The organism is Streptomyces sp. NPDC107521 (assembly GCF_055598485.1).
On record NZ_JBVKAT010000010.1, the window covers coordinates 103,302 to 121,483 of the forward strand.

Consider the following 18,182-nt stretch of genomic DNA (forward strand, 5'->3'; position numbering starts at 1 on the left):
GCGCCCGGGGGAACCGGTCCGCGCGCCCGTGGCATTGGCCCGGAACATCCCCCTACCCTCCGGTAGCCCGGTCTGGCAGGCTGCGCCCATGAGCACGCGCGCCGCCGACCGGGCCCGTTACGACCGGGCCACCTCCCACCTCGACGCCCCCGTGGCGATCGTGGACCTGGGGGCCTTCGACGCCAACGCGGCGGATCTGGTCCGCCGGGCCGGCGGGAAGCCGGTCCGGGTCGCCACCAAGTCGCTGCGCTGCCGTGCGCTGATCGAACGGGTCCTGGCCCGGGACGGCTTCGCGGGCGCCATGTCCTTCACGCTCGCCGAGTCGCTCTGGCTGGCCCGTTCGGGGATCGGGGACGTGCTGCTCGCCTACCCCTCGGCGGACCGCGCCGGTTTCGCCGAACTGACCGCCGATCCGGCGCTGGCCGCCTCGGTGACGGTGATGGTCGACGACCTCGCGCAGCTCGCGCTGATCGACGGGGCGCGCGGCGGCGGACGTGAAGTGGTCCGGGTCTGCCTGGAGTTGGACACCTCGTTGCGGCTGCTGGGCGGCCGGCTGCGGGTCGGCGCCCGCCGCTCCCCGCTGCACTCCCCCGCGCAGCTCGCGGAGCTGGCCCGGGCGGTGGCCCGGCGGCCGGGTTTCCGGGTCGTCGGGCTCATGGCGTACGAGGGCCATGTGGCCGGGGTCGGGGACGCGGTGGCGGGAAGGCCGCTGCGGTCGCGGGGGGTGCGGCTGATGCAGGCCGCCGCCCGGCGGGAGCTGGCGGTGCGGCGCGCGGCGGCGGTGCGCGCGGTGCGGGCGGTCGTGCCGGACCTGGAGTTCGTCAACGGGGGCGGAACGGGCAGTGTGCAGCACACGGCGGCCGAGGAGGCGGTGACGGAGGTCGCCGCCGGGTCGGGGCTGTACGTACCGCGGCTGTTCGACGACTACACGTCGTTCTCCGGCCGTCCGGCGGCGCTGTTCGCGCAGCCGGTGGTGCGCAGACCGGGGGTGGGGGCGGTGACGGTGCTGGGGGGCGGCTACCCGGCCTCCGGGGCGGCCGGGCCGGACCGGTCGCCGGTGCCGTACCTGCCGCCGGGGCTGCGCCTCGACCCGCTGGAGGGCGCGGGCGAGGTGCAGACGCCGCTGCTCGGCTCCCCCGCCGACGACCTGCTGATCGGGGACCGGGTGTGGTTCCGGCACGCCAAGGCCGGGGAGCTGTGCGAGCGGTTCGACACCCTGCACCTGGTGGAGGGGGACCGGGTGACGGCGGCCGTGCCGACCTACCGGGGCGAGGGCCGCGCCTTCCTGTAGGACGCGGCGGGGTCACCGGGGACGGTCGATGCCGCTTCCGACCCCGCCGCCGGTGGCCGCGTCGCCGATGGGGCGGATGCCCCTGGTGATCCGGTCCATCCCGGCCGGCGGCGGTCCGTCCTCCCCGGCGTCGAAGACGTAGCGGACGAGGACGGGGGACTCGGTGCCGAGGGTCGAGGGGAAGACCATCGACTGCACGTAGCCGCCGGGGCCCTTGGCCGTGGTCACCCGCCAGCGCACGTAGTACCCGGCGCGTCCGGCGACCGCGACCGGGCCGGAGCCGACGACCCGGTGGGAGACGATGCCCCCGTAGGGCTTCCGGCCGACCAGGTCCTCGTCGTAGGCGTCGTCGGCGGCCTCCCGGATGTCCTCCAGCGCGAGTTCCCCGGGGGTGGCCTCGGCGTGGGCGGTGACGGTGCGGGAGACGACGAGGCCGTGGTGGCAGACGCCGCTGTCGCCGGGGCAGTCGTAGGTGCCGTCGGTGGTCATCATGACGTCGTCCCGGGCGGTGTACCGGGGCCGGGTCCAGCCCCGCGGGAGCGGGAAGGTGATGCCGTTGAGCTGGTCCTCGACGACGGTCGGGTCCCCGGCCCCGGGGCCGGTGGGGGACGGTGAGGGCGTGGGCGGTTCGCCCGCCGGGGAGCCGGTGGCGACGGGGGCGGGCCCGGAGCGGGGCGTGCCCCCGGCGCCGGAGGCGCCGTCGCGGTCGAGCAGGACGACGGCCGTGACGACGACGGCGGTGACGACCGCGGCGGCGGTGACCGCGACGGCGACGGCCCTGGCCCGGCCGGTGGCGTCGCCGCCTCCGCGCCCGGGGCCGCCGGGGTCCGGGGGCGCGGCTGGGGCGGGCGGCGGTCCGAAGGTCCCGGGGGCGCGGCGGTGCCCGGTCCAGGCCGCGCCGTCCCACCAGCGCTCCCGGTGCGGGGCCGTGGGGTCGGGGTACCAGCCGGGCGGGGGCGTCATGCTCATCCCGGCACTGTAGGGCGGCGCACGGAGTGGCCACAGCGGTATGCCCCGCACCCGCGCGGGTTCGCGCCAACCCTTTACGGAACGCACTCGGAACCGGCCCGGAGCACGCCAACACCCTTGCGGAACGGACTGGTTGGCTCCGTACGCCATGGTGCGCCGCCGAGCGCGCCGGGACCGCGCCCTCCGGCCCGGCACGCGGGCGCGACGGGCCGGGCGGCCCCCGGGCCGGGCGGCCCCCGGGCCGGGTGCGTCTCCGGGCCGGGTGCGTCTCCGGCGTCGGCGGCGGCGCCGCACCGGTGGGTGGGCGTCATCATCGCCCGGTGCTCGACGGGCCCGGAGCCGGGCCCTCCCGGGCGCCCGCGTCCGACGGCGGCCCGTCCCCCGCCCCGTCCCCCGCCCCGGCCCGCGTCCGGCACCGGCCGGGGTTCCCGGCCCGCGACCCGGGCGACCCGTCCGCGTGACCGGCCCACCGGCCCCGGCCACCGGCCCGGCCCCGCCCCGCGGCCCGCCGAAGCCGCCCCGGCCCCGGGGCGGCCGTCGCCCCGGCCGGAAGGGCGCCGGACCGACCGGACCTCCCCCGGCGGCCCCGTCCCGCCCCGCCCCTACGCCCGGGTCAGGGACAGGAGCTGCCGGGCCGGGCCAGTGGGGCGGTGGCCCGTGGGCCAGACGGCCCGGAGGTCGCGCGCGAGGGCGATGTCCGCGACGGGGACCCGCACCAGGCGGCGCATGGCGAGCTCCTCGCCGACGGCCAGTTCGCTCAGGACGGCGGGGCCCGCGCCGCCGACGGCCGCCGCCTTGACCGCGGTGGTGGAGGACAGCTCGATCAGGGGTCTGGCCAGTCCCCCGAGGGCGGTGTCCAGGACCTGGCGGGTGCCCGAGCCCTTCTCCCGAAGGATCAGCGGGGTCGCCGCCAGTTCCCCCGCGCCGAGCGGGCGCCGGCGGCGGGCCCAGGGGTGGCCGGGGGCGGTCACCACGATCAGCCGGTCGTGGGCGATGACCACGGAGTCCAGCCCGGACGCGACGCTCACCCCCTCCACGAACCCGAGGTCGGCCTCGCCGGTCAGCAGCCGCTCCACGACCGTCGCGGAGTTCCCCGCGTGCAGTGACACCGCCGTGTCCGGGAGCTGGGCGCGCAGCGCGACCAGCCACCCCGGCAGCAGGTACTCGGCGATGGTCATGCTCGCCGCCACCCGCAGCCGCGAGTCCCGCCGGTCCCGCAGCGCCTGCGCCCCCGCGTCGAACGCCTCGGCGGCCTCCACGATCCGGCGGGCCCAGTCGGTGACCAGCGCCCCGGCGTCGGTGAGCCGGGACCCGCGCGGCGAGCGGTCCACCAGGGCCACGCCGAGCTGGCGCTCCATGGAACGGATCCGGCTGCTGGCGGCGGGCTGGGTGACGCCCAGCTCGCGCGCGGCCCCTCCGAGGCTGCCCAGGCGGGCCACCGCCAGCAGCAGTTCCAGGGCCCCGAGGTCCGGTACCCGGTGCGCCAGCGAACCCGGCGCGTGCCGTTGCGGACCGTCCTGTCCGCCCTCCCTGCCGTCCCTCACACTCCTGCTCATAACGTCAGCTTATGCCCTCATAGGGGCATGGTCCCTGGTCAGCGGCTCCGGCCGCGGCGACCGTGGAGTCATGGTCACCGCAGCTTTGCCCCAGCCCGTCCGCCCGGCCCCGGTCCACCGGGTCCCGGCGGTGCGGCATCTGGGGCCCAACTGGTACGCGTGCGTCATGGGCACCTCCATCGTCGGCACGGCGGGCGCCGGGCTCCCCTGGCGGGTGCCGGGCCTGCGGGTCCTGTGCACGTCGCTGTGGGCGCTGTCGCTGGTCATGCTGGTGGTGCTGCTGGCCGCCCGGTCGCTGCACTGGCGCCACCACGGGGACCGGGCGCGCGCGCATCTCCTGGACCCGGGGGCGGCCCCGTTCTACGGCTGCCTGTCGATGGCGCTGCTGGCGGTCGGCGGCGGCACCCTGGCGGTCGGCCGGGACTGGATCGGGCTGCCGGCGGCGGTGGCCCTGGACGCGGTGCTGTTCACCGCCGGTACCGCCGTCGGGCTCGCGGCGGCGGTGGCCGTGCCGTATCTGATGGCCGTGCGGCACCGGATCGAGCCGGGGCAGGCCAGCCCGGTGTGGCTGCTGCCGCTGGTGGCGCCGATGGTCTCGGCGGCCGTGGGGCCCGTCCTGGTGCCGTACCTCCCGGCGGGGCAGCCCCGGGCGACGCTGCTGCTGGCCTGTGTCGCGATGTTCGGGCTGAGCCTGCTCGCCACCCTGGTGACGCTGCCGGTGGTCTTCGGGAGGCTGCTCACCGGCGGACCGCTGCCGCTGGCGCTGACCCCGTCGCTGTTCCTGGTGCTGGGTCCGCTCGGGCAGTCGACCACGGCCGCGGGGCGCTTCGCGGACGCGGCGCCCGGGGTCGTGCCCGCTCCGTACGCGACGGGCTTCGGGGTGCTGGCCGTGCTGTACGGGGTGCCGGTGATGGGCTTCGCGCTGATGTGGCTGTGCCTGGCGGGCGCGCACGTGGTCCGGGCCCGGCGGCGGGGCATGGGCTTCTCGATGACGTGGTGGTCGTTCACCTTCCCGGTGGGCACCTGTGTGACCGGTGCGGAGGCGCTGGCCCTGCGCACCGGGCTGACGGTCTACGGCGCGCTGGCGGCCGCCCTGTTCGCGCTCCTGGTCGCCGCCTGGGCGGTCGCCGCCGTCCGCACGGCGCGGGGGCTGGTCAGCGGCGTGCTGCTCGCAGGGCCGCGGCCAGCCGCCGGGGCGCTTCGGCCAGCGACGGCCCGTACCACGTGAGGGACCGGCCGTCGACGAGGGCGCAGGGCAGCCCGGGGAACGCCTCGGGGCCGTCGTCGGCGGTGAAGCGGTAGGGCTCGTCGGGGAGGACCACGAGGTCCGGGCGGGCGGCCCGCAGTTCGGCGAGCGGGATCCTCGGGTAGCGCTCGGCGTGGCCGGCGTGGAGGTTGGCGACGCCGAGCCGGGCGAGCAGGTCACCGGCGAAGGTGTCGCGGCCCAGGACCATCCACGGGCGGCGCCAGACCGGCACCACGGCGGTGACGCGGTCGCCGGGGGCGGGGAGGGGCGGGGCGGACCAGACGGCCTCCGCCTCGTCCAGCCAGCGGGGGCGGGAGCGGGAGCCGCAGGCGGTGAGGACCCGGTCGAGTTCGGCGATCCCCTCCGGGACCGTGCGCACGTCGGTGACCAGGACCGGGAGGCCCGCGGCGCGGAGCGCGGCGATGTCGGGGGCGCGGTTCTCCTCCTCGTTGGCGATCACGAGGTCGGGGGCGAGGGCGGTGATCCGGGCCGTGTCCGGGTTCTTGGTGCCGCCGATCCGGACGGCGTCGAGTCCGGCCGGGTGGGTGCACCAGTCGGTGGCGCCGACCAGGGTCCCGGGCAGCGTCCGGGCCACCGCCTCGGTCAGCGACGGCACCAGGGAGACGACCCTCATGCCTGGGGGCGGTCAGGTACCGCCTCGATGTGCTCGGAGACGGCCACCACCAGCAGCCGGGTGTCGGGCACGGTGGCCCGCCAGCGGTGCCGCACCCCGCCGGTCAGGTACAGGGTGTCGCCGCGGCCGAGCCGGTAGGCGCGGCCCTCGGCCTCGATCTCCACGGCGCCCTCGGTGACGAACATGAGCTGGTCGTTGCGGCTGCGCAGCTCGCGGCCCGCGTCGTGGTCGCCGGTGAACTCGGAGGCGTGCATCTGGTGGTGTCCGCGCACCAGGGAACGCACCCGGGGGGCGTGCCCCGGATCGGGGTCCTCGGCGCGGACCACGTCGACACTGCGCGCGGGGTCGGCGGCGGCGAGCAGTTCCACGGCGGTGGTGCGCAGGGCGTCGGCCACCTTCTCCAGGGAGGCGCGGCTGGGCCGCGCCCGGTCGTTCTCGATCTGGCTCAGGAAGGGCACCGACAGGCCGCTGCGCTCGGCGACGACGGCGAGGGTGAGTTCCAGGCCCCGGCGCCGGCGCCGTACGGCCGCGCCCACCCGAAGGGGCTGATCCTTGTGGTCACCCATGGCTCCGGCTCCCTCCTCCACCGCCACCGTACTGGCCCCGTACCGCGTCCTCGGGGCGTCCGGTGCCCCGCGCGTTCCCTGCACCCTACGCATCTTCGTCGAACCGTCACACGCGGCCTGCGCATCGGGGCCGGTTCGCGGCGGGCCGGACCCCGCGGTTCCCGCCACGCCGGGGGCGGTCCGCGCCGCCCTCGGCCGGGTACCCCCGGGTCCAGGGCCTGGACGGTCCCCCGTGTTCCCGGGTGTTCCCGCCCGGCCCGGTCCGGCCGGGCGGCGGAGCGACCGGCGGAGCGTAGCGCTCCGTGGTTGTCCGGATCGGCCCCCCGGGGACGGGGCGCCGAGGACGGCGGCGGGCACGGGGCGGGACCGAGGGCGCGGGCACGGGTACGGCCGAGGGGCGGGCCCGGCCGCGCGCCGTGGGGCGGCACGGGCGGGCCCGCCCCTCGGGACGGCGGGTCGGTGCGCGGTCTACCGGGGGGTCATCCGGCCGACCATGTCCGGGTGCTTCTCCAGCCAGGCCGCGACGGCCTGCCGCTCCTGCCCCTGGCCGCGGTTCTTGATCTCGGCCTCCAGGCTGCCCAGCTCGTCCTCACTCATCCGGAAGTTCTTGATCCACTCGGTGAGCACGGGGTACTGGGAGGGGAACTTCCGGCTGGCGATGGTGCGGATGGTGTTGCCCTCGCCGAAGGTCTTCTTCGGGTCGGCCAGCTTGGTCAGCTCGTACTCGCTGTAGGCCCAGTGCGGCGACCAGAGGACCACCGCGACCGGCTCCTTCCTGGCGTAGGCCCGCTTCAGCTCGGCCAGCATCGCGGGGGTGGAGCCGTCGACGACCTTGTACTCCTTGTCCAGGCCGTAGCCGGGCAGGACGTCGCTCTTGAGCAGGTTCATCTCGCCGGTGCCCGGTTCGATGCCGATGATCCTGCCCTTGAAGAGGCCGGACTTGCCCTTCAGGTCCTCCAGGGACCTGACGTCCTTGACGTAGGACGGGACGGCGATCTCCAGGGAGGTCGGCTCGTACCAGGTGCCCAGGTCGGTGAGCTTGTCCTTGTTCTTGTCCCAGTAGTTCTTCTGCGCGTGCGGGAGCCAGGCGTCGAAGTTGAGGTCGAGGTCGCCGGAGGCCAGCCCGGTGTAGACGGGACCGACGTCCATCTGCTTCAGGTTCAGCTTGTAGCCGCGCCGCTCCAGGACGTTCTTCCAGAGGTGGGTGACGGCCACGTCCTCGTCCCAGGGGAACCAGGCGACGTCCAGCGTGCGCTTGGCCTCGGCCGGGGTGTCGCCGGAGCCGCCGGCGACCGGGGCCAGCTCGTCGACCAGGCCGGGGTGCTGCCCGAGCCAGGTGCGCACGGCGTCCTGCTGCTTGCCCTTGGCGGCCTTGTTGATCTCCGCCTCCAGGCTGGTGAGCTGCTTCTCGGTGAGGGAGAAGTCCTTCAGCCAGTCGGCGACGACGGGGTTGTCACCGGCGAAGCCCTTGCGGGCCAGGGTGTGCACGCCGTCGCCCTCGCCCCAGGCGCCCTTGGGGTCCTTGAGCTTCTTGAGCCGGAAGTCGTTGTACGCCCAGTGCGGGGACCACAGGGTGACGACGATCGGCTCCTTCTTGGCGTAGGCCCGCTTCAGCTCGGCCAGCATCGCCGGGGTGGAGCTGTCGACGACCTTGTACTCGCCGTCGAGGCCGTACTCCTTGAGGACCTTGCTCTTGAGCAGGTGCATCTCGCCCGCGCTGGGCTCGATGCCGGTGATCCTCCCCTTGAAGAGGCCGGCCCTGCCCTTGAGGTCGGCGAGCGAGTCGACGTCCTCCATGTAGGCGGGGACGCTCAGCTCCAGGGAGGTCTCGTCGTACCAGGCGCCGAGGTCGTCGAGCCGGTCGCCGTACTTCTTCCAGTACTGCTCGTGGGTGGTGGGCAGCCAGGAGTCGGTCTGGAAGTCGACGGTGCCCTGGGCGAGGGCGGTGAACAGCGGTCCGGCCTCGAACTGGCGGGCGTCGACGCGGAAGCCGCGCTGTTCGAGGATCTCCTTCCAGAGGAAGGTGGAGGCCACGCCCTCGTCCCAGGGGATGTAGCCGATGGAGACCTTCTTGCCCTGTCCCACGTTGCCGCGGGAGGTGGAGGCCTCGGCGTCACCGCCGCCGCCGCCGAAGACGCCCATGCCGCCGGCGACCAGGCCGAGGATCACGACGCCGACCACGGCGACCTGCGGGCGGGGCCGGTAGGACCAGATCCTCAGGCCCTGGGCCGCCCGCGCCTTGGCCGCGGCGCGCCGGCCGAGCGGCGAGACCTGGGTGCCGAGGGCGCTGGTCATGCGGTCGAGGTAGATCGCGAGGATGACGATGGCGAGGCCGGACTCGGTGCCGAGGCCGACGTTGAGCTGGCCGATGGACTCCATCACGGCGCCGCCGAGGCCGCCGGTGCCGACCATGCCGGCGATGGCGGCCATGGACAGGCCGAGCATGATGACCTGGTTGACGCCCGCCATCACCGTGGGCAGCGCCAGCGGGAGCTGGACGCGCAGCAGGGTGTTGCGGGGGCTGGTGCCGAACGCCTCGGCGGCCTCGACCAGGTCCTTGTCGACCTGGCGGATGCCCAGCTCGGTCATGCGCACACCGGGGGCGAGCGCGAAGATCAGAGTGGCCACGATGCCCGGCGCGGAGCCGGTGCCGAAGAACAGGATCGCCGGGATGAGGTAGATCATCGCGGGCAGCGTCTGCATGAGGTCCAGCACCGGCCGGACGAAGGAGCTGACCCGGTCGGAGCGGGCCGCCCAGATGCCGACCGGCACGGAGACGGCCAGCGCGAGGATCGTGGCGACCAGCAGCAGGGCCAGGGTCACCATGGAGTCCTCCCACAGCCCCATGGAGTCGATGAAGGCGAACCCGAGGAAGGAGAGGACACCGGCGAAGGCGCCGCGCAGCCAGAAGGCGAGCACCGCGAAGATACCGGCGAGCAGCAGCGGTTCGGGGGCCTGGAGGACGGCGTTGATGCCGTCGTAGGCGCCGGTGAAGACGGTCTTGAAGAAGGTGAAGAGCCAGGAAACGTTGTCGAGCAGCCAGTCGACCACGGTGTTGACCCAGTCGCCGAGGGGGATTCTAGGCACGGGCCATCACCTTCCCGGAGCCCTGTCCGCCCGGGGTGTCGCAGACACCGGGGCCGTTCTGCTCGTCGCCGAGGAACCCGACCAGCCGCTGCCGCCGCACGACGCCGACCAGCGTGCCCTCACCGTCGAGCACCGCCACGGCATGGGGCACGCGGGCGCTGATGGCGCACAGTTCGGTGAACGGGGTGGCGGTGGTGGCCGTCTCGCAGCCGCAGTCGGCCTCGTCGCCGCGCAGCTCGCGCTCCATGACGGCCCCGGCCGTGAGGACCCGGGAGCGGTCGACGTCCTGGATGAAGGAGGCGACGTAGTCGTTGGCGGGGCGGATCAGGATGTCCTCGGCGGTGCCGAGCTGCACGATCCGGCCGTCGCGCATGACGGCGATGCGGTCGCCCAGGCGCATGGCCTCGTTGAGGTCGTGGGTGATGAAGACGATGGTCTTCTTCAGGGTCTTCTGCAGCTCGATGAGCTGGTCCTGCATGTCGCGCCGGATCAGCGGGTCGAGGGCGCTGAAGGACTCGTCCATCAGCAGCAGGTCGGCGTCGGTGGCCAGGGCGCGGGCCAGTCCCACGCGCTGCTGCATGCCGCCGGACAGCTCGTCGGGCCAGGACTTCTCCCACCCGGCCAGGCCGCACAGGGCGAGCGCCTCGTCGGCGCGGCGTTCGCGCTCGGCGCGGGGCACGCCCTGCACCTCCAGGCCGTAGGCGGCGTTGTCGCGGACGCTGCGGTGCGGGAACAGGGCGAAGTGCTGGAAGACCATGCTGATCCGCCGGGAGCGGACCTCGCGCAGACCGCGCTCACCGATCTCGGTGAGGTCCTGGCCGCCGAAGCGGACCCGCCCGGCGGTCGGCTCCAGCAGTCCGTTGAGCATGCGCAGCAGCGTGGACTTGCCGGACCCGGACAGTCCCATGACCACGAAGATCTCGCCGGGCTCCACGGTGAAGGAGGCGTCGATGACGGCGGCCGTGGTGCCGTCGGCGCGCAGCTCCTCCCGGTCGGCTCCCTCGCGCAGTCGTCCGACCGCCTGGTCCGGTTTTCTCCCGAACACCTTGTACAGGTGCTCGGCCTCTAGCCTCGCTGACACGCTTACCTCTTGGATCGGGGACAGGGACTCGGGTCCGAAGCCTTGCTAACAGTTGAAGTGCTCAACCAAGATTCGGCCCGGCTGCGCGCCTGCCCGGATCATTCGGACCCAAACACATGAGTGACCCGCTTCACATGTCCGCCGCCGTCCGGCCGGGGGCTGCGGCATGATCGGGACGTGACCGGACGACTGATGCTCCTCGACACCGCCTCCCTCTACTTCCGCGCCTACTTCGGCGTGCCGGACTCCGTGCGGGCGCCCGACGGCACGCCGGTGAACGCCGTGCGCGGACTGCTCGACTTCATCGACCGGCTGGTCCGGGACCACCGGCCCGACCGCCTCGTCGCCTGCATGGACGCCGACTGGCGGCCCGGCTGGCGGGTGGAGCTGATCCCGTCCTACAAGGCGCACCGGGTCGCCGAGGAGCGCCCGGCCGGCCCGGACGAGGAGGAGGTGCCGGACACCCTGACGCCACAGGTGCCGGTGATCGAGGCGGTCCTGGACGCGCTGGGCATCGCCCGGGTCGGCGTGCCGGAGTACGAGGCGGACGACGTGATCGGCACCTACACCGCGCTGGCCCGGGGCCCGGTGGACATCGTCACCGGCGACCGGGACCTCTACCAGCTCGTCGACGACGCCCGCGGGGTGCGGGTGCTCTATCCGCTCAAGGGCGTCGGCACGCTCCAGCTCACCGACGAGTCGGTGCTGCGCGAGAAGTACGGCGTCGACGGGCGCGGCTACGTGGACCTGGCGCTGCTGCGCGGCGACCCGAGCGACGGGCTGCCCGGGGTGCCCGGCATCGGCGAGAAGACGGCCGCGAAGCTGCTGGCCGAGTACGGGGACCTGGCCGGCATCCGCGCCGCCGCGGCGGACCCGGCGGCGAAGCTCACGCCCGCCCGGCGCAAGCGGCTCACCGAGGCCGAGCCGTACCTCGCGGTCGCCCCGAAGGTGGTCCGGGTCGCCGACGACGTGCCGCTGCCGGACGTGGACACCGCCCTGCCCCACACCCCTCGCGACCCCGCGGCGCTGGAGGAGCTGGCGGTCCGCTGGGGACTGGGCGGATCACTGGAGCGGCTCCTGACGACGCTGACCGGCTGAGGGGCCCCGGCCGGGGGCGCCGCCGGAGCCGCGCGGGGCGGGAGCACCGGGGCCGGGGAACCGCGACCGGGGCCCGGCGGGGGCGGCGGTTCCCGCCGGAGGGCGGTGCCGGTCCGGGTGCCGGTCCTGGTTCCGTCCACGCCCCGGCCCGGACGTCCGCGGCCCCGGCCCGGGCGGCGGAGCCGGTGACGCGGACGGTGCCCCGGCCCGGGGCGGCGCTTCGGGTTCCGTACGGGGGAAACCCGGCACATGCCACGCCGAGCGGGAGGAATGCTAACTTAGGTAAACCTAACTCTGGTTGCAGGGAGGCCGTCATGGCAGACCGTCCCGAACGCAAGCCCCGCAGGCACCACACCGCGCAGGTGGTACGGACCGAGCGGCTCACGCCCCACATGCAGCGCGTGGTGCTGGGCGGTGAGGAACTCGCCGCCCTCCCGGCGGACACCTGCACCGACCACTACGTGAAGCTGCTGTTCCCCGCCGAGGGCGCCGTCTACCCGGAGCCCTTCGACATGGAGCGCATCCGCGAGGAGCTGCCCCGCGACCAGTGGCCGGTGACCCGCACCTACACCGTCCGCCACTGGGACGCCGGGCTGCGCGAGATGACCCTCGACTTCGTCATCCACGGCGACGAGGGCCTGGCCGGCCCCTGGGCGCAGCGGGTGCGGCCGGGCGAGACCGTCCGCTTCCTGGGCCCCGGCGGCGCCTACGCCCCCGACCCGGAGGCCGACTGGCACCTGTTCGCCGGTGACGAGAGCGCGCTGCCCGCCATCGCCCGGTCCCTGGAGGCGCTGCCCGACGGTGCCCGCGCCTTCGCCTTCGTGGAGGTCGACGGGCCCGAGGAGGAGCAGAAGATCGACTCCGACATCGAGGTCGTCTGGCTGCACCGCGGCGACGGTCCGGTGGGCCGCGCCCTGGTCGAGGCCGTGCGCGCGCTGGACTTCCCCGAGGGCCGGGTACACGCCTTCGTCCACGGCGAGGCGGCCTGCGTCAAGGAACTGCGGGCGCTGCTCCGCGTGGAGCGCGCCGTTCCGCGCGAGTCGCTCTCCATCTCCGGCTACTGGCGCCTCGGCCACAACGAGGACGGCTGGCAGGCGTCGAAGCGGGACTGGAACGCCCGGGTCGAGGCCGAGCAGGAGACCCGCGCGGCCTGACCCGCACCACCGGCGGTGGCGTCCCCGCCTCCCCGGCACCACACGCCGGAGGCGGAGGCCGGGACGCCACCGCCGGTGTCTTGCACGGGCGGCACCCCGGCACGGGCAGCACCCCGGCACGGGCAGCACCCCGGCACGGGCAGCACCCCGGCACGGGCAGCACCCCGGCACGGGCAGCACCCCGGCACGGGCGCCGGGGCCCTGTTCCCAGGGCACCCGGCGCCCGTGCCTCCGGGGCGGGCGCGGCGTCACGCCCGCCCGACCGGCGCGGCCCGACCGGTTCCCGGACCGCCCGGAGCGACCCGGCAAAACCCGGCAAGACCCGCACCGGCGTACTCGGCCCCGCCCGTGCGACCGGCACGGCTCGCCGGGGGCCTCGGCCGGGCGAGACCTTCTCCGGCGTCGCTTCGCCACCGATGCCGGCCCGGCCCCCTCGCACCTTGGCGCCCACCCCCCACCACCCGGGCGAAGCCGGGCACGGGCCCGCCCGGCCCGCCCCGGACCGCCCCGCCCCAGCCGTGGCTCCGTGGCTCAAGGAGCACCGCCACGGATTCCCGGCGGGCGAACGGGAGCACCGGCCCCCGTGGGTTCCCGGCCCGCCGGGCGAACGGAAGCACCGGCGCCCGTGGGTTCCCGGCCCCCGGGCGAACGGGAGCACCGGCCCGTCCCGGCTCAGTCCCCCCGTACCCGCGCGTGCGCGTGCATGTCGTGCCAGCCGTCCTGGTGCAGCAGGGCCCGGCGCTTGGTGCCCTCCGCCGCGAAGCCCGCCTTCACCGCCACCCGGCAGGACGCCCGGTTGGCGACGGCGTGGTTCAGCTCCAGCCGCTGGAACCCCGTCCCGTCCAGCGCCCAGCGCGCCAGCGCAACCGCCGCCCGGACCGCCACCCCCCGGCCCCGCGCCCGGGGCGCCGTCCAGTAGGCGACCTCCGCCGTGCCCTCCGCGAGCCGCACCTCGCGCAGCCCCGCCCGGCCCAGGACCGGGCCGTCGTCGTCCGCGTCCGTCACCGCCCAGTGGGCCGCGCGCTCCCGCTCCCAGGACCGCCGCCAGTCGTCGATCCAGTCGCGCGCCTCCCGCTCGGACCCGGCGGTCCTGTTGTGCCACTGGCGCACCGCCGGGTCCCGGAAGACCTCGTACACCTCGGGCGCGTCCCCGGGCCGCCAGGGCCGCAGCACCAGTCCGTCGCCGGTGGGGATCACCGGCTGGCCGGTACGGGAGAGGGTGCCGGGCGGGAGGACGGGGCGCGTCAGACGGGGCATGTCCCGCATCCTGCCGAACGGCCCGCCCGGAGCCCACCGGTTTTCCCCGCCCCGGGACGGCCCGGCCGCCCGGCGAGGGGCCCGCGCCCCCGCCGGGACCGGTCCGCGCCCCGTCCGCTGGCGGGCACCCCGCGCACCGGCCCGCCCCGCCTCGTACCCTGGCCCCGATGAGACGCCGCACCCCTCCCCCTCCCCCGCCCCTGCCGCAGCGCGACGGGGTGGACCCGGTGCGGCTGCGGCTGCCCGCCGACGGTCCGTGGGCCACGGTGCGCGAGCACCTGGTGGAGCGGCTGTCCGGCGCCGCCCCCGGCGCGGTCGGGGCGATGCTCGACGCGGGCGGGGTCGTCACGGCGGACGGCCGCCCCGTGGCCCCGGACGCGCCCTACCGGCCCGGCCTGTACGTGTGGTTCCACCGGGAACCGCCGCCCGAGGTGCCGGTGCCGTTCCCCGTGGAGGTCGTGTACCGGGACGAGCACATCGTCGTCGCCGACAAGCCGCACTTCCTGGCCACCACCCCGCGCGGCGGCCATGTCACGCAGACCGCGCTGGCCAGGCTGCGCACCGGACTGGAGCTGCCCGCGCTGGGGGCCGCGCACCGGCTGGACCGGCTCACCGCCGGGCTGGTGCTGTTCACCGTGCGGCCCGAGGAGCGCGGCGCCTACCAGGGCCTGTTCCGCGACCGGCTGGTGCGCAAGGAGTACGAGGCCGTCGCCGCCCACGACCCCGCGCTCGTCCTCCCGCGCACGGTGCGCAGCCGCATCGTGAAGGAGCGCGGCGTCCTGGCGGCCCGGGAGACCGCGGGCGAGCCGAACGCGGTCACCCGCGTCGAGGCGGCCGGACACCGCCCGCGACCGGGCGGCGGCCCGGGGCTCGGGCGCTACCGGCTGGTGCCCGCCACCGGGCAGACCCATCAGCTCCGGGTGCACCTGACCGCGCTCGGCGTGCCGATCCTCGGCGACCCGCTGTATCCCGAGGTGACGGACCCGGTGGCGCCCGGTGACTTCCGGCGCCCGCTCCAGCTCCTGGCGCGCGGGCTGGAGTTCACCGACCCGGTGACCGGACGGGAGCACCGCTTCCGCAGCGGGCGGACCCTCGCGGCCTGGGAGTCGTACACCGACTGGGCGGACGACAGGTAGACAGCGCCGGGCACGCCGGACCGCACCGACGGGCCGGGCGGCGACCCGGCGACCGCCGGTCCCTCGCTGCCCCCTCGACGGGAGTCCCGTCATGCGGCACGGCCCGCGGCCGACCCGGACCCGCGGCGGACCCCGCCGCCGGCCCCGGCGAGCGACCCCCGGACCGGCCCCGGACCCCGGCCCGGGGCCCCGGGCCGCCGGCCACTGCCGCTAGCCCACCGACGAGTACGCCACGACCCCGCGCAGCAGCCCGTCGACGGCCTTGCGGGCGTTCTTCGGCACCGTCGAGCCCTCGCCCGGCGCGGCGGCCGAGATCTGCCCGAGCACGTCGATGACCTGCTTGCACCAGCGCACGAAGTCCCCGGCCGGCATCTCCGCCTCACGCAGCACCTCGTCCAGGCCCTTGCCGGACGCCCACATGTAGGCGGCCCAGGCGAAGCCGAGGTCGGGCTCGCGCTGGCCCACGCCCTCGGTCTGCCGGATGCGGAACTCCTCCTCCAGGGCGTCCAGCCGCCCCCAGATCCGCACCGTCTCCCCGAGCGCGGCCCTGGCCCGGCCCGAGGGCAGCTTCGGCGCCATCGCGTCGTCGGCCATCCGGGACTCGTAGACCAGGGCCGAGACGCAGGCGGCCAGCTCCGCCGGGGCCAGCCCCTCCCAGACGCCCTCGCGCAGGCACTCGCTGGCCAGCAGGTCCAGCTCGCCGTAGAGGCGGGCCAGCCGCTTGCCGTGCTCGGTGACCTCGTCACCGCGCAGGTAGTCCAGCTCGGTCAGCAGCGCGACGATCCGGTCGAAGGTGCGGGCGATGGTGTTCGTCCGGCCCTCGATGCGCCGCTCGAGCTGCGTGGTGTCGCGCAGCAGCCGGTGGTAGCGCTCGGCCCAGCGGGCATGGTCCTCGCGGTCGTCGCAGCCGTGGCACGGATGGGCGCGCAGGGCCTTGCGCAGCCGGTCGATCTCGCGGTCGTCGGCGGCCGGGGAGCGCTTCTTGCGGTGGCGCTCGGCGGTGATGTGCCCGGCCTTGGTGCGCAGGGCGGAGGCGAGGTCGCGGCGGGACTGCGGGGAGCGCGGATTGAAGGACTTCGGGATGCGCATCCGCTCCAGCGGCTCGACCGGCACCGGGAAGTCCATCGACGCCAGCCGCTTCACCTGCCGCTCGGCGGTCAGCACCAGCGGGCGCGGCCCGTCGTGGTGGTCGAAGCCGCGGTGCCCGTTGGAGCGCCCGGCGGGCAGGCCGGGGTCCAGCACCAGGGCGAGCCCCGCGTACTTGCCGGTGGGGACGTGGATGACGTCGCCGGGCTTGAGCCGCTCCAGCGCGACGGCGGCCTCGGCACGGCGCTGCTGCACGCCCTCCCGGGCCAGCTCCGTCTCGCGGTCCTTCAGCTCGCGGCGCAGCCGGGCGTACTCCTCGAAGTCCCCGAGGTGGCAGGTCATGGAGGCCCGGTAGCCCTCCAGCCCCTCCTCGTTGCGCTGCACCTGGCGGGAGATGCCGACGACCGACTTGTCCGCCTGGAACTGGGCGAACGAGGTCTCCAGCAGCTCCCGGGAGCGGTGCCGGCCGAACTGCTCGACGAGGTTGACCGCCATGTTGTACGACGGCTTGAAGCTGGAGCGCAGCGGATAGGTGCGGGTGCCGGCCAGTCCGGCCAGGTGCTCGGGGCTCGTCCCCCGCTGCCAGAGGACGACGGCGTGGCCCTCGACGTCGATGCCGCGCCGTCCCGCCCGGCCGGTGAGCTGGGTGTACTCGCCGGGGGTGATGTCGGCGTGCTGCTCGCCGTTCCACTTGACGAGCTTCTCCAGCACGACCGAGCGGGCCGGCATGTTGATGCCGAGGGCGAGGGTCTCGGTGGCGAAGACGGCCTTGACCAGTCCGCGGACGAAGAGCTCCTCCACGACCTCCTTGAAGGTCGGGAGCATGCCCGCGTGGTGGGCGGCGATGCCGCGCTCCAGGCCCTCCAGCCACTCGTAGTAGCCGAGGACGTGCAGGTCCTCGGGCGGGATACTGGCCGTGCGCTCCTCGACGAGGGCGCGCACCCGCTCCCGGGCGGGCTCGTCGTTGAGCCGCAGCCCGGCGTGGAGGCACTGCTGGACGGCGGCCTCGCAGCCGGCCCGGCTGAAGATGAAGGTGATCGCGGGCAGCAGGCCCTCGGCGTCGAGCCGCTCGATGACCTCGGGGCGGCTGGGCGTCCAGATCCGGGAGCGCTGCCGGCGCTCGCGCTCGCGGTCGGCCTCGCGCATGTGCCGGCCGCGCCGGCGGTCCTGGTAGGAGGGGCGGCTGGCCTCCATCCGGGCCATGCGGGTGAGGTCGGGGTTGACGGCCTTCTTGTGGCCCTCGCCCTCCTCGAACAGGTCGTACATCCGCCGTCCGGCCAGGACGTGCTGGAACAGCGGCACCGGCCGGTGCTCGGAGACGATGACCTCGGTGTCGCCGCGCACGGTGTCGAGCCAGTCGCCGAACTCCTCGGCGTTGGACACGGTCGCGGAGAGCGACACCAGGGTGACGGACTCGGGGAGGTGGATGATCACTTCCTCCCAGACGGCGCCCCGGAAGCGGTCGGAGAGGTAGTGCACCTCGTCCATGACCACGTGGCCGAGGCCGAGGAGGGTCCGGGAGCCCGCGTACAGCATGTTCCGCAGCACCTCGGTGGTCATCACGACCACGGGGGCGTCCGAGTTGACGCTGTTGTCGCCGGTGAGCAGGCCCACCCGCTCCGCGCCGTAGCGGCGGCAGAGGTCGGAGTACTTCTGGTTCGACAGCGCCTTGATGGGCGTCGTGTAGAAGCACTTCCGGCCCTGTTGGAGAGCCAGGTGGACGGCGAACTCGCCGACGATCGTCTTGCCGGAGCCGGTGGGCGCGGCCACCAGGACGCCCTTGCCCGCCTCCAGGGCCCGGCAGGCCTCCATCTGGAACGGGTCGAGGGCGAAGTCGTACATCTCGCGGAAGGAGGCGAGCGCCGTGGCCTGCTCGGCGGTCCGCAGGCGGGCCGCCGCGTACCGCTCGGCCGGTGAGAGATCCTCTGTCATCGTGCTTTCGAGCGTACCGGGCCGCACCGACAACGTGACGATCAATATCGGGATCGGCTCCGGCGGGGGCGGTGACGGGCGCGCGTCAC

At 75.2% G+C, this 18,182-nt stretch carries 13 protein-coding genes; 5 read left to right on the top strand and 8 right to left on the bottom strand.

Annotated features, from left to right (window positions below; genetic code table 11):
- Positions 1 to 88: 88 nt before the first annotated feature.
- Entirely contained in the window at positions 89 to 1,291 is a 1,203-nt protein-coding gene (locus ACZ7LB_RS17250) for an amino acid deaminase/aldolase (protein WP_471468998.1), read from the top strand.
- 12 nt (positions 1,292 to 1,303) lie between these two features.
- Here the strand turns inward: ACZ7LB_RS17250 and ACZ7LB_RS17255 are convergent, their stop codons facing one another.
- Positions 1,304 to 2,254, bottom strand: coding sequence for a DUF2510 domain-containing protein (locus ACZ7LB_RS17255; RefSeq protein WP_471469206.1), 951 nt, complete (start codon positions 2,252 to 2,254; stop codon positions 1,304 to 1,306).
- Between the two features lie 608 nt (positions 2,255 to 2,862).
- Complete coding sequence (locus tag ACZ7LB_RS17260; RefSeq protein WP_471469000.1) at positions 2,863 to 3,816, bottom strand: LysR family transcriptional regulator; 954 nt, start codon at positions 3,814 to 3,816, stop codon at positions 2,863 to 2,865.
- Positions 3,817 to 3,886: 70 nt separating this feature from the next.
- Between ACZ7LB_RS17260 and ACZ7LB_RS17265 the strand changes: the two genes are divergently transcribed.
- Positions 3,887 to 5,044 carry a TDT family transporter gene (locus ACZ7LB_RS17265; RefSeq protein ID WP_471469002.1) on the top strand — a complete coding sequence of 386 codons (1,158 nt, stop codon included), beginning with the start codon at positions 3,887 to 3,889 and terminating at the stop codon, positions 5,042 to 5,044.
- Here the strand turns inward: ACZ7LB_RS17265 and ACZ7LB_RS17270 are convergent.
- The 4 genes from ACZ7LB_RS17270 to ACZ7LB_RS17285 all read right to left on the bottom strand — a co-directional run bounded on the left by ACZ7LB_RS17270 (position 4,971) and on the right by ACZ7LB_RS17285 (position 10,430).
- A complete protein-coding gene (locus ACZ7LB_RS17270; RefSeq protein ID WP_471469003.1) occupies positions 4,971 to 5,696 on the bottom strand; it encodes a helical backbone metal receptor in 726 nt (241 codons plus the stop codon). The two genes, ACZ7LB_RS17265 and ACZ7LB_RS17270, sit on opposite strands and share 74 nt — an antisense overlap.
- Positions 5,693 to 6,262, bottom strand: a complete 570-nt coding sequence (locus tag ACZ7LB_RS17275) for a helix-turn-helix domain-containing protein (protein WP_471469005.1) — start codon at positions 6,260 to 6,262, stop codon at positions 5,693 to 5,695. The genes ACZ7LB_RS17270 and ACZ7LB_RS17275 overlap by 4 nt, the downstream gene beginning before the upstream one ends.
- Positions 6,263 to 6,730: 468 nt before the next feature.
- Entirely contained in the window at positions 6,731 to 9,349 is a 2,619-nt protein-coding gene (locus ACZ7LB_RS17280; protein WP_471469007.1) for an ABC transporter permease/substrate binding protein, read from the bottom strand.
- Positions 9,342 to 10,430, bottom strand: coding sequence for a quaternary amine ABC transporter ATP-binding protein (locus tag ACZ7LB_RS17285; protein ID WP_471469009.1), 1,089 nt, complete (start codon positions 10,428 to 10,430; stop codon positions 9,342 to 9,344). Before ACZ7LB_RS17285 ends, ACZ7LB_RS17280 begins: the two co-directional genes overlap by 8 nt.
- 192 nt (positions 10,431 to 10,622) lie before the next feature.
- Between ACZ7LB_RS17285 and ACZ7LB_RS17290 the strand changes: the two genes are divergently transcribed.
- Both ACZ7LB_RS17290 and ACZ7LB_RS17295 read left to right on the top strand, forming a co-directional pair.
- On the top strand, positions 10,623 to 11,528 hold the full coding sequence (locus tag ACZ7LB_RS17290) for a 5'-3' exonuclease (protein WP_471469208.1): 906 nt from the start codon (positions 10,623 to 10,625) through the stop codon (positions 11,526 to 11,528).
- Positions 11,529 to 11,842: 314 nt separating this feature from the next.
- Positions 11,843 to 12,682 carry a siderophore-interacting protein gene (locus ACZ7LB_RS17295; RefSeq protein ID WP_471469010.1) on the top strand — a complete coding sequence of 280 codons (840 nt, stop codon included), beginning with the start codon at positions 11,843 to 11,845 and terminating at the stop codon, positions 12,680 to 12,682.
- 672 nt (positions 12,683 to 13,354) lie between these two features.
- Here ACZ7LB_RS17295 and ACZ7LB_RS17300 read toward each other — a convergent pair.
- Positions 13,355 to 13,939: a GNAT family N-acetyltransferase gene (locus ACZ7LB_RS17300; protein WP_471469012.1), complete on the bottom strand. Its 585-nt coding sequence runs from the start codon at positions 13,937 to 13,939 to the stop codon at positions 13,355 to 13,357.
- A 167-nt stretch (positions 13,940 to 14,106) separates the two neighbouring features.
- On the opposite strand from ACZ7LB_RS17300, the gene ACZ7LB_RS17305 reads away from it, so the two are divergent.
- On the top strand, positions 14,107 to 15,075 hold the full coding sequence (locus ACZ7LB_RS17305) for a pseudouridine synthase (RefSeq protein WP_471469014.1): 969 nt from the start codon (positions 14,107 to 14,109) through the stop codon (positions 15,073 to 15,075).
- 210 nt (positions 15,076 to 15,285) lie between these two features.
- Here ACZ7LB_RS17305 and ACZ7LB_RS17310 read toward each other — a convergent pair whose 3' ends face one another.
- A complete protein-coding gene (locus tag ACZ7LB_RS17310) occupies positions 15,286 to 18,138 on the bottom strand; it encodes a DEAD/DEAH box helicase (protein WP_471469015.1) in 2,853 nt (950 codons plus the stop codon).
- Between the last annotated feature and the right edge of the window lie 44 nt (positions 18,139 to 18,182).